Genomic DNA, 12928 nt, shown 5'->3' on the forward strand with positions numbered 1-12928 from the left:
GGCTGATAAACGCATTAAAGTTTATGTTGATATTAAGATATCTGAAATATAGTTTTTTTGCTTGAATTCATATGCTTCTTCCCGCAAATCAATCAAGTCATGATAAAGTCCCAGCCAGTAAGAGAAATTAAGTACTTCATAGCATTCCATTGAACCGTAGTATTTCTCAAGTATAGGCCCTTTGGCAAAATTGAACCTGAAAAACTGGTGGTCAAATACTATAAAGATATTTTTAAATAAGCTTAGACTGTCTTCAAAGGTATCTGTAGTATTCCATCCGATTTTCTTACAGAATTCCTTACAGAAGTAGATCTCAGGAAAGCAGGCAGTTTTGCTTGCGTCTTCTGCAAGACCTCTGATGGTAAAATTTAGTTTTCTTAAATCCATTGGTAGATCCCAATAGGTGTACAGGTCATCAATATGACCGAACATGAACCAGTCTGAAGGATGATAAAACAGGTATTTTCTTGTGTATATGTTTGGAACTATAAGCCTTTTACGCAGTTTGAAATCTTTATACTGTCCATCTGAATAAGTTTCCAGAAGTGAGTGGCATTTTTGCATAAAGTATTTATCTTCAATAAGTAAATCACTTCTTATTTTTGCCAGATACTCCATCCCTATTTCCTTCGCCTTTTTGATACCGGAGATTGTACTTGCGATTTGTGCATTCCTGTTGGCTTTTCCAGGGAATTCGGGTAAGGTGTTCAATACAAGGTTTTCCGTCAGGGTATTTATTGCTTCCAGAAAACAAGGTTCAGAGTCTTTCCATGTGGAGACTATTACTGAATTGCTTCCATACAGATTGCAAAAATGCTTTATGATTGAGACGGTTACCGGGTATACAGGACCTTGAATAAGTATTCCGTAATTGTTTTCCAATTTCATATTGACCTCTCAATAAATTTTAGTTTTAATACTGCCTTTTCCGATATTTCATGCGACAGGAATCTTTCCAGATCGCTGGGGATTCCGATGCCGTACATTCCGTTAAATTCGCTGCCGATATTATAATATGAGATTTTCATACCTGCATCAATCATTTCATTATATGCGGGAGCAACATAGAATTCTCCATTTACCCTTAAGCCTTTTTCAATCATTTTTTCTGCTGCTTTAACAAAGCAGCGTCCTTCTTGGTAGTTATATATACCTACAGTTGCTTCATCTGATACCACTTGCTTTTCAACTACTTCAATAACATTGCCGTTGTGCAACCTGGCATATGACCACTTGGGATCATCCGAATTCATAGTCATGATAAGGCCGTCAATATCTCCGCCGGCGATATGGCTGAGATAGATATTAATATCCGTATCTACCCACTGGTCACTATTTGCAATCATCAATGGATTGTTATCATTAATAAAATCTTTTGCAAGTAATACTGTACAGGCAGCTCCTTCAGTGAGCCGGTCCACAGGAACGATAACACAACATGGCTCAAGGGACAGTAATATTTTATGTATGTTGTACTTGTCAATGTGTTCCTGTTGGCAAAGAAAAATAAACCTGTGTTCCTGCTCAGGTTTCAGATTGTTTATTACAACCTGTATCATCGGTATGCCGTGTACAGGTATTAAAGGCTTTGGAAGCTCATATCCTGCAGCGCTGAACCGGCTGCCTCTGCCTGCCATAGGTATGACGATATTCAACATATCATATCCTCCTCAAAACTTCTTTTTGTGGGAGATTTATACAGGATATTTGTCGCTGTTTGCACCGGGTATCTTTACAACAACACTGGTTGTAGGCATAACAGCTTTAAAATCCGTAACTTCACCGGGGTATAAAACTATAATGTCACCCTGCATGTAACGTATATTGTTCATTTCTGCCTCCCCGGAAACAATAACGGTTATTTCTGTGGCGATTTTATGAAGATGGGGCTGTTCATAATCGCCTGCCATATATTCTTTTACAGCCACTTCAACTTCCTTTGTCTTATACAGGGAAGGCTCGAAATTACCAACAAACCACCCGTTTATCATTGATTCCAACCTTCTTAATTCCATATCTGCCTCCACTGATGATAATCACTTTTCACCATATATGAAAATATAGTGGGTTGCCCAGTAATAGTCTCTACTATAAACTCTGTGAGTAATGCTTTCAGGTTTGATTTCTAAAAGTGTGTAATCATAAAACCAGATTTTTATGTTTTTAAAATACTTATAGAAATCACCTACTACCAGTGGGACGTCAGCAGGGCCAATTCCTACATCACAACCGCTGTTTGTAGCACTTGCATCAGTTCTGTCCTCAAACCATGAAGCATGAGTATTATCGAGGGTTTTTACAAATACCTTCTTATCTTTGGAAATATCATGTACATTTGTAGAATTATAAGGAAAATCCTTGCTGAAAGCCATCTGAATATTTACTACACCTTTATCATTCAAAACTTCTCTGATGCATTTCAGTATGTTCAATCTTATGGATCTGACGGCTATGTGCTGCATAGTGATAGTGCTGTAAACAAAATCATATGTGTTGACTGGTGCATCCCCAAGGTCATCTCCCTTTGAAACATAAAAATTACCGGCCGGGCAATTCTGTCTTGCTTCTTTGATCAATCTTTCTGATATATCTACTCCATCCACCCTTTTGAAGTATTTTTCCATTCTTTTTACCATACGGCCGGGACCGCATCCAAAATCCAAGGCTGTTTTATCATGAGTTTCATTAATAATGGGCTGCCTTATATCTCCATTTTTATATAAGAGAAAAGTCTCATAGGGAACCATTTCATGCCACTCATAATGGCCTACTATTTGTTTTGAAGGTATGTTTGTATCTTCGTATAAGCTTTTTTGCATATTTATGTATGAATCATAACTATTCATTATTTTACCTCCATATTCAAATACTGTTCATATTCCTCGATGCCCTTGGGATTAGCCAATGAAAAGTAAGCCTCTCTTTTTATTTTTTCTACACCGATTCTTTTTCTTTCCAGGATCATTTCATTAAAGCATGGACAGACATAAAACTTTCCATCGATATGGGCATCTTTTTTTATCATGGACATGGCAGCTTTGACAAAATCCTCACCCTTCTTAAAGTAAAAAACCCCTGCTGTAGCCAATTTGCTTATAGGCCTTTTTTCAGCGGTTTCTACAACATAGCCGTTTTCATCACATTTGACATATGACCACCTTGGATGATAAGCTTCAAATACCACTATTCCTCCATCCAGATCCCTGCCTTGGAAGCTTCTGATCAAGCCAGCCATATCAATATTCAATATTTGATCGCCATTGACTATCAGTAAAGGCTCGGAGGAATTTATCCGGTCAATTGCCAAAAGGGCAGTGCAGGCAGCTCCACCTGTTAAAGACCCTACATCTATAATATGAGCTTCAGGAAGAAGAAGCTTGATAACCATTCCTGTGTGGAATTTTCTATTTTCCTCCCTTCTTAACAGGAATATGGGTTTGCCAACGCCACCAATAAGACTTTTCAAGCTGTCTAAAACTCTTTGAACAAGGGGAAGACTATTGACTTCTATCAGATTTTTGGGGTAGGGATAGCCTTTTTCACTAAATTTATCATCATTTCCTGCCATAAGCACTAATACATTCATTGAATCAGTTCCTCAATTCTCTTTATTTCTGATGATATGTTGTCATAGCAAACATCACTTACCGAGTTTATAATCATTACATGTGTACCTGCAGCTTTTGCAGCTTTGATTCCGTTTTCATTATCCTCCAGCACAAGGCAATCAACAGGGGTCAAGTCTAATTTTGAGATGGTTCTTTCATATATTTCCGGATCAGGCTTTGCTGCTTTCACATCTTCATTGCTCATTATCAGATCAAGGTATTGTATTAGATTGCTTTTTTGCATCATAACTTCAATAGAGTGACGTATTGAGTTTGAAGCGACTGCAAGCTTATACCCGTTTGTCTTTAAAGCTGATAAGGCAAATTCATGCTGGAATAAAGGTTTACATCTGGCATGTACGATCTCCATCGTATACATTTGCTTAAGTTCATTGATAAAACTGTGGAGTGAGGATGGTAACCCCCTGTCCAAAGTAAGCATCTGCAACTTTTTTCTTGTAGGAAGTCCGTCATAGGTAAATAGATGGTCGTAGCGGCTTATTTCATAGCCAAATAATGAAAGTGCTCTGTTTAATGCTTCGTAGTGCCATTCCTTTGCATCAATCAAAACACCGTCCATATCAAAAATAACTGCTTTTATCTTGCTCATTTGAAAAACCTCCGTGCGCTTTCGGGGCTATCAGTGCAGATAAAAACTTCATTGTTCTGCTTAATCGGTGCTTTGCAAAAAGCGGACCAAACAGGGAAAGCTGGTCTGCCATGAAGCTCGGGAGATACTATGCAGACTTGTTTTTTATTGCTTAAATGCTCCATTATTTTGGCATAATCAATCCAGTCGCTTTCAAAACAGTCAATCCATACGCCTTTTGAACTCTCATAGAAAACAGGTAAAGGCTCAAATTCACTTTGCCTGGTAAACACTTTTAATCCTGATTTTATGTATTCCAGTTCATCAGGTATTGACATGTCAAATACAAAATAGTTTTCTACCCGGCTGCTATCAAGATATTCTTTCAGAAGCCTGCAAAGGCCGTCTGCCTTGATGTTCAATGCAAGGTATGGTTGATTACCGTATTGTTTATATATTTCCAGAAACTCATGCAGGGTGGTAACTGAATTCAAAGGTATGTCGTGAGAAATCACAAGCTCTCCGTCCTTATCTCTAATATCCGTTTCTACACCAAAACCTGCATCGAATGCTCTTTTGAAAGCTGCCATCGAATTTTTTTCGTGCTGTTCTGTCCAAAAGCCTCTATGCGCCAGAATATTCACTGATATCACCTTTATCTTAATAATATAATATGTTTTAGTTAACATTAAGTGCTTCGGTTTTGTATTTATTTTTGCTATACCATTGAACGAATCTAAAAATGCCTTCTTCGATAGGCACTTCAGGTTTATAGCCCAATAATCTGTATGCTTTCGAAATATCAGCACAAGTATATTCAACATCACCCTTCTGTAAAGGCAGATTTTTTCGCTTTGCGGGTTTACTCAGCTGCTCTTCAATCAATTCTATAAGGGTATTCAGCTTGACAGGACTGGAATTTCCCAAGTTAAATATCTCAAAACTGCATTTCAGCTCCATCGCAGCCAGAATCCCATTTAAAATGTCATCTATATAAGTATAGTCCCTGTAACTTGTTCCATTATCATATACAGGTATCTCCAATCCTTCGTGTATAAGTCTTGTGAAATTGTGTATGGCCATTTCAGGTCTTTGCCTTGGTCCATATACAGTAAAGAATCTCAAACAGACAACAGGTATACCGAACAGAGTGTTGTAGGTCTTGCAGAAAAGTTCCCCCGCAGCTTTGGAAGCGGCGTAAGGGGAAACTTGCGAGCAAGTGTTCTGATCTTCCGAAAATGGAACAGGATTTGATCCGTAGACAGAAGAGGAGGATGCAAACACAAACTTTTCTACTCCATAATTTCTACAGAATTCTAACAGGTTGACTGTTCCTTTTATATCTATATCAATATATTCCAAGGGATTTGACAATGATCTCCTGACACCGGCAAGAGCAGCCAGGTGTACTACTATATCCACACCGTAGCAGGCAAAAACATGCTCCAATATCCTTTCATCCCTGATATCACCCTGAAACAGTACATATTGAGGATCTTTTAAAGCATTGATGATATTTGCCTTTTTCACTGCCGGGTCATAAAAATCATTGAAATTATCAATATTTATTACTTTGTGTCCTGATGCCAATAAGCGCTCACAAAGGTGGGAGCCTATAAATCCTGCTCCTCCTGTAACCAATACAGTTTTCATTTCCTGCCAACTCCTTGATATATAAAGCCGGATTTTTTTACACTTTCTGGCTCATACAAATTTCTCAAGTCTATGAATAACGGTGTCCGTACAAGCTGCTGCAGTCTTTGCAGTTCCAGACAGGAAAACTCTTTCCACTCAGTTGCTATAACGATGCAATCAGTGCCTGCACACGCAGAGTATGCATCTTCAAAGTACTCGATATTGAATGAACGATATAGATTTTTCATGTTCAGCATAGCTTTGGGATCATAGACTTTTACATTTGCTTTTTCTCTTATCAGCATTTCTATTATTGTAATTGGGGGAGATTCACGTATATCATCTGTTTCAGCTTTGAAAGCCAGACCCAGAACTGTTATGTTTTTATTCTCAAGGCTGCCTAATGCTTTCTTTATTTTTCTGAACATAAGCTTTTTCTGGTTTTCGTTTACTGCTATAACGCTATTTATCAGTTTAGGAGCATAACCTATTTTCTTTCCTATACCAACCAAAGCTTTGAGATCTTTTGGGAAACAACTTCCGCCAAAACCCGGCCCGGGGTTTAAAAATTTGCTGCCTATCCTGCTGTCCAGGCCTATAGCTTTGGAAATCATGCCTACATCAGCATTGCAGTATTCACACATATTTGCTATTTCATTGATAAAACTGATTTTAGCAGCAAGAAAAGCATTGGAAGCGTACTTAATCATTTCAGCAGTTTCAAGGTTAGTGGTTAGTAGAGGAATTCCTCTCGAAATAAATGATTCATATAGTTTCTTCATAATATCAAGTGGAGCGTTGTTGTCACTTCCGATGACTATTCTTTCAGGCTTGAAGAAATCTTCAACCGCATTTCCCTCACGGAGAAACTCTGGATTTGATACTACATCAAAGCTAATATTCTTTCTGTTTTCATACAGGATTTGTGATATTTCTTTTTTTACACATTTAGCAGTTCCCACAGGTACTGTACTTTTGTCCACAATAATTTTGTAGGAATCCATATGTGTCGCTATGCTTCTGACTGCTTGATACAGATTTTTAAGATCAGCCGTATTATCATCCATTGTGGGAGTACCTACAGCAATGAAAATAATTTCGGAATACTCTACGGCTTCTTTAATATCGGTAGTAAAATTCAGGTTTTTGCCGAAGTTGTTTTTTACAATTTCTTCTAAGAGAGGTTCGTAGATGGGAATGCTGCATTGCTTAAGCTGGCTTATTTTATGCTCATCTGTATCCATGCATAAGACATTCATACCAAGGTCCGCAAAACCTGCTCCTGTTACAAGACCTACGTATCCGGTGCCTATTATCGAAATATTCATACCGATTGCCCCTCTCTGAAAGAAACGGATAAAATTATTGCTCAGATAAAAAAAGTAAAAGGATCTTTGCGCTCACTCTTTGCTATTGTCTCATTATTACGTGGGGATACTGGCTTAAAGATTTCTTTTGCAACCCTTTCCCAGTTGAACTTTTCTTCAGCCAGTTTACGTCCTTTTTTACCATGCTCAAGACACTTGGCTGGATTTTCAAGGAAATAATTGATGCAGCTGGCCAGAGTCTCCGGATTACTATAGTCATTTATTACTTTTCCGTTTCCATATCCGTGTATTACTTCTGAGTTTCCTCCTCTATTCGTAGTTATGATTGGAATACCTGCAGCCATAGCTTCATAATGTACCCTTGCCAGAGGCTCGTTCCACTGTGAAGGACAAACAAATACATCTGCGAGATTATAGTACGGAGGGATTTCTGAAGGTGGAAGAAATCCTGTAAATACGATTGGTCCTGTCAATTCCTTTGCCAGGTTTTTCAGAAGTATTGTATACTCATCAGTTTTGTTTTCTCCAAACCATTTGCTTCCGACTATTACCAGTGCTACTTTTTTGTGTTTGCTCATTACAGTTTTCAAAGCCTTTAAAAGTATATGGACTCCTTTTTTGTTGCTTAACCTTCCTACAAAGAGCACTACTTTATAGCCATTCAGACTATATTTTTGCTTTAGGGTCTTCTTGTTTGCCATACCTTCTTCAGTCCATACTGGCTTATACTTATAGATATCTGCGCCGGAGTACACAACATTCATCTTACTTTTTGCCACCGGAAGACGCTTGACTACGCCTTCTGCTATAAACCTGCTTACGGCATTTATGAATTCAACTCTGTTAATACATTTCAGCGCATCCGCTTCACTGATTTTCTCGGGGTGAAACATTTCATTATGGAGACTTAAGCTGAATCTGGTATCGGGAAGCTTTTCGCCAAGCGCCAGAATCCACAGGGGTCTGTTAAAAACATGGACAAGGTCGAAGTCTTTTCCTATGACAGTTCTTAAGTTATTAACATATTCCTGGGTTGATTTGGCAGAAACTCTTACATAATGCACACCGCCTACTGTCTCATCCGGGGCTAGGGAGGGATGCTCGATGCTGTAGACTGTTATTTCATGGTGTTGTGACAGATATGGTAGTATGCCTTCAATATATAGCTGCACAGCTCCGCCTGATACCGGAGGAACAGGAAGTTTTTCCGTGCAAACCATTGCTATTTTCATCGGGACCCCTCCTTTTTAGCAGGAATACTTGTAAATCCTTTTTTCTGCTTGCTGGTTACTTTAGTTTTTTTCAGTAGTGACACAAGTAAATCGACTTTTGACTGTTCAAGCTTTGCTATCCGCTCAATTTCGGAAGGTTTCAGGGGTTTGTTATTCTGAAACAGATTCTTAACAAGGCCAAAAAACCAGTGCGGATATAAGAGGTCTATATAAAGCAGATCGGTATCGGCATCACTCATATGATTGACGCCGGAATAGCATTCGATTACGTTATTTATATTTTCAATGCTCCATTGATTTCTGTTTTCAGCCTGTTTTCCTATGATCTTTCTTAAATCCCGCGCCGGCAAATCATAGGTGATCCCATCAAGATCAATTACGTATACACCCATCTCGGTAAGAATAGCATTTCCATTTCCGAAGTCCTGATGGCATAATACAGGTGATTTTGATTCAGGTGATACAAGTCTGACATAATCAGAGGTTGATAGATGGTCTGATGCCAGGTTGCATATCTCAATAACTGAATCAATATGTTTCAGATAAGCATTATGATAGGGAAGGGATATGTTTTTTGAAATTTCTTTCCAGTCTGTCAGCCTGGTTTTCATTGAGTCATATTGTTCGGGCCATTTATTGAGCTTTGAGGATATCCTGGAATTTTCAGGTGCTCTATAGCCCTTGGAACATATATGAAACTTAGCCAACCCTCTAAGCGCTGCCTGCAGGTCGGAACTGTTTGAAAAATTCAGGTTTTTACCATGCAGCCACTCATATAGTACAAATAACTGGTCTTTATGCTGTACTATCAACTGGCCTCTTTTATCTTTAATTACAGAAGGAACATTTCCTCCCGACTCTTTTATATAATTTTGAGCATTGACTGAAAAGAGCGCCTTATCATAAGTATGTTTAAGCCGCTTCAAGCAAAGCATGCCCTCTTTGGCTTTTACTTTCCATACAGTTTTTATAGTACCGCTTTGTATGACTGAAATGTTTTCGGGAGAAATAGTGTAATTTTTAAGTACCTCATCTGCCAACTTAATTAAGTTTTCTTTATTATCCAATATGTTCAACCCCTTTGGAAGAAGTCGTAGGGAGTACTTCTTTCCTGATATGCATTAAATTTTATATGTTTTAGTCAAGACACGACCAAATGACTTTATTTGGGAATTATTGATTCAAATTTATCCAAGACAGGGCTAATGGTCTTTTCTATAACCGTTACTTCCTTTAAACGCTTGAAATAATTTGCGTTTGTCCACTCCTTTTCCCGTTTGTAATAATATTTATTCATTGCACCGATGAACAGATGGGGAAACATGATATCCAGCTTTACTACCTGCCATTCTGACGATGTAAGCGGATTGCCAGACTGATAGTATGCAAGAATTTTTCTTGTAAGCTCAATATCCCATTTGCCCCTTTTTTTCATTATTTTATTCAGTAATTTACGTATATCCCTTGCCGGTATGTCAAGTGTTATGGAATCAGTATCAATTACATACATATCACCTGACGCTGTAATGAACAGATTACCTGCTGCAAAGTCCTGGTGGCATAACCCTCCTGTTTTTTTTACTTTTTCTACCCAGTCCCTGTATTCAGTACCTTTCAGACCTTCAATTGCTTTGTGGCCTCGAGAATAAAATGCTGGGAATTCAGCTGTTATGAATTTGCCTATTTCATCCCTTGATTCTGATGCAAGCTCCTTTTTATAGAAGCTATTCATATCCTCCAATTGCTGCTCATAGTCCTCAATCCATGTTCCAAGATGGATTTTAGGCTTAGAATCAGGAAGCGGGGAGAATCCGCGGGAAGCTTTATGGAAATTCGCAAGCTCTTTTACTACAGCTTCAAGCTGCTGGGGTATATCATAACTGGGATTTTTTCCTTCAACAGCTTTTGTTAATAAATAACACGTTCCGTTTAAAACTACATAATCCGACTTATCTTTTGTAACTATTACTTCCGGAATATTAATGCCATTTTTATTAAGGTGACGTACGGCCGAAAGTATATACTTCAAAGTATCCTCAGAGTTGGAGATTTTCTTAAGGATTCTGTATCCCTCTGGGGTTTTTACCCACCATACACCTTTTTTGTCCTTATAAGACTCATTTCTGGTATTTAGCACTTCCAGGCTATATTTGCTTAAGATCTGCTGCAGAGGCTCGTTGCTGGCTGAAGGCAATATTAACACTCCTTTGCTGGATATTGTCATACACATACTGTACATATGTGTAAAGATAGAGGTTTATGTAGGAGTAGACAGTATAATCCACTCCTACATAGACTTTACATAATAGTGATGTGTAAAAAATAATGCAGTAAAACCGTCCTCCGAATAAAAGCTATTAGAATACTTCTTCTTCAGGAGCAGCTTCTTCTTCTACTACATTATCCCAAGTGATTTTTAATGTAACATTACCGCCTGTTTCATCTACTGAATATTTAACCTTAACATCCATATCCAAGTCTTCCGGAATATCTACATTCTGGCCTTCTACAACAAGGCGTCCAGCTAGTAAATCGGAAATTACCTTTTTAACATTGCCTCCCAGGTCAGATCTTGTATAGGTGTTGCTTTCTGAGTACTTCATAATATACACTCCTTTAATTATTCTCAGCTATTTGTTTAGCTATTTACATAATATTAATAATAGTAAAAATGTGTTACATAAATTAGTTATCAAATATTTATTTTTAAAAAATAAAAAAAACCATTACTACGAGTGTAGCTAGCGGTGTGGGAGGATAAAAGAAAAGGCTACGGCTGCTTATGAAACAACCGAAACCTTTTTGGAATTATTAACCATTAGGGACAATACAAAAAGCAAATGGGTTTCTATGATTATTTCTTCTGTAAATTTCTCAAAAATTCCGGTGTAATACTAGCGAAGCCGGCACCGGGCATAATAGGTGTATTGCTGCTGAGTACCTGGGTATTAACCACTTCTACAGGAGCTTCAACTGTAAGAGGAGCAGGCTTCCCGTTTGTTTGATTATTTACTTCATGCAGCTGTTTCGTCTCATTAAGTGTAGATATTATCTTTAACAGGTCAGAGTCTGTTATTGCCAGCTTGCTGCTATATCTTCCAAGTTCGAGTTCAAACTGTTTTTGACTGTTTTCAAGCAGCACAAGTTTTGCATCCAGTTCTGTCATAAATCTTTTTATCTCGCTCACATCGGAGGAGAGCATCTTGAGAGTGTTTAGCACCTCTGACTGAAAGCTTTCAGGGTGTACTTTAACATTTTCCACAGATTTTTCCGGTGGGGCAGAATCGTTAAGGAAGGCCAAATTATATCCATTGGTAATAGTTCCGGGAGTCGTATATCTGAATTGTTTAGCAGTTTTATCAGGGGTATTTGATATGTATGAAATGCATTGTACCTGTTCGTTTTCCTGAAATGCATATGTCTCAGGAGAATTCCAGGTATGTCCTTTATTGTTTGAGGTACTATAAAGGATATCACTTTCTTCTATCCAGTATATTGTGATATTGTTATCTCGGATAATTAATGATGCATTGATAAAAGGCTTGTGAGACGAACTCACCAGTATACTGTCATTCCATTTTCCGGATTCAGCGTGTTTAAGTGATAGCAAAAGCTCAAAATTTTGAGAAAGCTGCCTTTGCCAGCACACATATGATATACCGGACGAATCACAGGAGCAGGAGAGAACACTGCTTTCCCCGTTGAAATCGGTTATGGGAGAAAAATCACTCCAGCTTCTTTTAGACTGTATATATTTTTTATATCCGACCCTGCTGTACTTGATGTCCTGGTATGTATAAAACACATAAATACTTCCATCCGGATCGTTCAGTATAATATATGGTGTAGGTGAATCGGATACATAGTCTATTACTTTTGGGTCGCTGACTTCTCCCATACTGTTTTGGATCTGATATGACAATATGTTTTTTTCCGAATGCTTCAAAGTATAAAAAAAGTAAATTTTTTTATCATCCCAGATCATATTAAGATTTTTATCGTAGGGGGTTAGATTTCTACTCCTTAGAATGATTTTAGAATGCCACTTTTCATTATCATGGCTCATATACTTTATGTTACCCTGCCTGTCCTGGCATAATAAATGAATCCTGTCATAGTTGTCCATGCAAACACTGTATCCGGGGAGTATATCTTTTGTAACCGTTACAGTGTCACTCCAAACACCTTTTTTGCTCAAATAGCTTAAAGTCAATCCTGCGCTTGGCTTGTAAGACATATTCAAAGTTCTTCCTGAGGTTTGTCTTAATATGTACTGTTTGTGGTTAATATCATACATTAAAGCATCACACTCCTTTAGTATTATATTTTTACATAACTGAAATGGTTACTCTGAAAAACTGGATAAAAGGAATTATTAATTTTATATTACATTAATGCAAAACAGGTGATATAAAACATTTTGTTGGATATAATTGGTTTTGGGGGCGGGTTATCCTTGAAATATTAACCGAATTTTAACTTTTATTTGGGAACTTTATCAAATGATTGTCGTCTATGGTTAATGTGAGTAACACA

General features: G+C 37.8%; 14 protein-coding genes. All 14 read right to left on the reverse strand.

All coding sequences use genetic code 11. The annotated features are described in order from the left end of the window. Positions 1–21: 21 nt before the first annotated feature. The 14 genes from N3I35_10060 to N3I35_10125 all read right to left on the reverse strand — a co-directional run bounded on the left by N3I35_10060 (position 22) and on the right by N3I35_10125 (position 12689). Positions 22–888 carry a WavE lipopolysaccharide synthesis family protein gene (locus tag N3I35_10060; GenBank protein MCX8130430.1) on the reverse strand — a complete coding sequence of 289 codons (867 nt, stop codon included), beginning with the start codon at positions 886–888 and terminating at the stop codon, positions 22–24. Next, positions 885–1658 (reverse strand): glycosyltransferase family 2 protein, encoded by a 774-nt coding sequence (locus tag N3I35_10065; protein ID MCX8130431.1) that lies wholly within the window; start codon positions 1656–1658, stop codon positions 885–887. The genes N3I35_10060 and N3I35_10065 overlap by 4 nt, the downstream gene beginning before the upstream one ends. Before the next feature lie 36 nt (positions 1659–1694). Then, entirely contained in the window at positions 1695–2015 is a 321-nt protein-coding gene (locus N3I35_10070; protein MCX8130432.1) for a hypothetical protein, read from the reverse strand. Positions 2016–2036: 21 nt separating this feature from the next. After that, positions 2037–2846, reverse strand: a complete 810-nt coding sequence (locus N3I35_10075; GenBank protein ID MCX8130433.1) for a methyltransferase domain-containing protein — start codon at positions 2844–2846, stop codon at positions 2037–2039. Further along, the gene (locus tag N3I35_10080) at positions 2846–3586 is read right to left on the reverse strand and encodes a glycosyltransferase family 2 protein (GenBank protein MCX8130434.1); all 741 of its coding nucleotides are present in this window, start codon (positions 3584–3586) and stop codon (positions 2846–2848) included. Before N3I35_10080 ends, N3I35_10075 begins: the two co-directional genes overlap by 1 nt. Beyond that, positions 3583–4218: an HAD family phosphatase gene (locus tag N3I35_10085; protein ID MCX8130435.1), complete on the reverse strand. Its 636-nt coding sequence runs from the start codon at positions 4216–4218 to the stop codon at positions 3583–3585. Before N3I35_10085 ends, N3I35_10080 begins: the two co-directional genes overlap by 4 nt. Continuing rightward, positions 4215–4841 (reverse strand): glycerophosphodiester phosphodiesterase family protein, encoded by a 627-nt coding sequence (locus N3I35_10090; GenBank protein MCX8130436.1) that lies wholly within the window; start codon positions 4839–4841, stop codon positions 4215–4217. Before N3I35_10090 ends, N3I35_10085 begins: the two co-directional genes overlap by 4 nt. Positions 4842–4875: 34 nt before the next feature. Beyond that, positions 4876–5850 carry an SDR family NAD(P)-dependent oxidoreductase gene (locus N3I35_10095; GenBank protein ID MCX8130437.1) on the reverse strand — a complete coding sequence of 325 codons (975 nt, stop codon included), beginning with the start codon at positions 5848–5850 and terminating at the stop codon, positions 4876–4878. Further along, on the reverse strand, positions 5847–7160 hold the full coding sequence (locus tag N3I35_10100; GenBank protein ID MCX8130438.1) for a UDP-glucose/GDP-mannose dehydrogenase family protein: 1314 nt from the start codon (positions 7158–7160) through the stop codon (positions 5847–5849). The genes N3I35_10095 and N3I35_10100 overlap by 4 nt, the downstream gene beginning before the upstream one ends. A 41-nt stretch (positions 7161–7201) precedes the next feature. Then, positions 7202–8392 carry a glycosyltransferase family 4 protein gene (locus tag N3I35_10105; GenBank protein ID MCX8130439.1) on the reverse strand — a complete coding sequence of 397 codons (1191 nt, stop codon included), beginning with the start codon at positions 8390–8392 and terminating at the stop codon, positions 7202–7204. Beyond that, complete coding sequence (locus tag N3I35_10110) at positions 8389–9459, reverse strand: CotS family spore coat protein (GenBank protein MCX8130440.1); 1071 nt, start codon at positions 9457–9459, stop codon at positions 8389–8391. Before N3I35_10110 ends, N3I35_10105 begins: the two co-directional genes overlap by 4 nt. A gap of 95 nt (positions 9460–9554) precedes the next feature. Beyond that, complete coding sequence (locus N3I35_10115) at positions 9555–10586, reverse strand: CotS family spore coat protein (protein MCX8130441.1); 1032 nt, start codon at positions 10584–10586, stop codon at positions 9555–9557. A gap of 163 nt (positions 10587–10749) precedes the next feature. Next, the gene (locus N3I35_10120) at positions 10750–10995 is read right to left on the reverse strand and encodes a transcription initiation factor IIE (protein ID MCX8130442.1); all 246 of its coding nucleotides are present in this window, start codon (positions 10993–10995) and stop codon (positions 10750–10752) included. 251 nt (positions 10996–11246) lie between these two features. Further along, positions 11247–12689, reverse strand: a complete 1443-nt coding sequence (locus N3I35_10125; protein ID MCX8130443.1) for a hypothetical protein — start codon at positions 12687–12689, stop codon at positions 11247–11249. Between the last annotated feature and the right edge of the window lie 239 nt (positions 12690–12928).

The organism is Clostridia bacterium (genome assembly GCA_026414765.1).
In the GTDB taxonomy this organism is placed as follows: domain Bacteria; phylum Bacillota; class Clostridia; order Acetivibrionales; family DSM-27016; genus SKW86.

Bases quoted from the DNA above. Each gene is read 5' to 3' on its own strand.
- N3I35_10060 (MCX8130430.1), bottom strand. From the start codon at position 888: ATGAAATTGGAAAACAATTACGGAATACTTATTCAAGGTCCTGTATAC.
- N3I35_10065 (MCX8130431.1), bottom strand. From the start codon at position 1,658: ATGTTGAATATCGTCATACCTATGGCAGGCAGAGGCAGCCGGTTCAGC.
- N3I35_10070 (MCX8130432.1), bottom strand. From the start codon at position 2,015: ATGGAATTAAGAAGGTTGGAATCAATGATAAACGGGTGGTTTGTTGGT.
- N3I35_10075 (MCX8130433.1), bottom strand. From the start codon at position 2,846: ATGAATAGTTATGATTCATACATAAATATGCAAAAAAGCTTATACGAA.
- N3I35_10080 (MCX8130434.1), bottom strand. From the start codon at position 3,586: ATGAATGTATTAGTGCTTATGGCAGGAAATGATGATAAATTTAGTGAA.
- N3I35_10085 (MCX8130435.1), bottom strand. From the start codon at position 4,218: ATGAGCAAGATAAAAGCAGTTATTTTTGATATGGACGGTGTTTTGATT.
- N3I35_10095 (MCX8130437.1), bottom strand. From the start codon at position 5,850: ATGAAAACTGTATTGGTTACAGGAGGAGCAGGATTTATAGGCTCCCAC.
- N3I35_10100 (MCX8130438.1), bottom strand. From the start codon at position 7,160: ATGAATATTTCGATAATAGGCACCGGATACGTAGGTCTTGTAACAGGA.
- N3I35_10105 (MCX8130439.1), bottom strand. From the start codon at position 8,392: ATGAAAATAGCAATGGTTTGCACGGAAAAACTTCCTGTTCCTCCGGTA.
- N3I35_10120 (MCX8130442.1), bottom strand. From the start codon at position 10,995: ATGAAGTACTCAGAAAGCAACACCTATACAAGATCTGACCTGGGAGGC.
- N3I35_10125 (MCX8130443.1), bottom strand. From the start codon at position 12,689: ATGTATGATATTAACCACAAACAGTACATATTAAGACAAACCTCAGGA.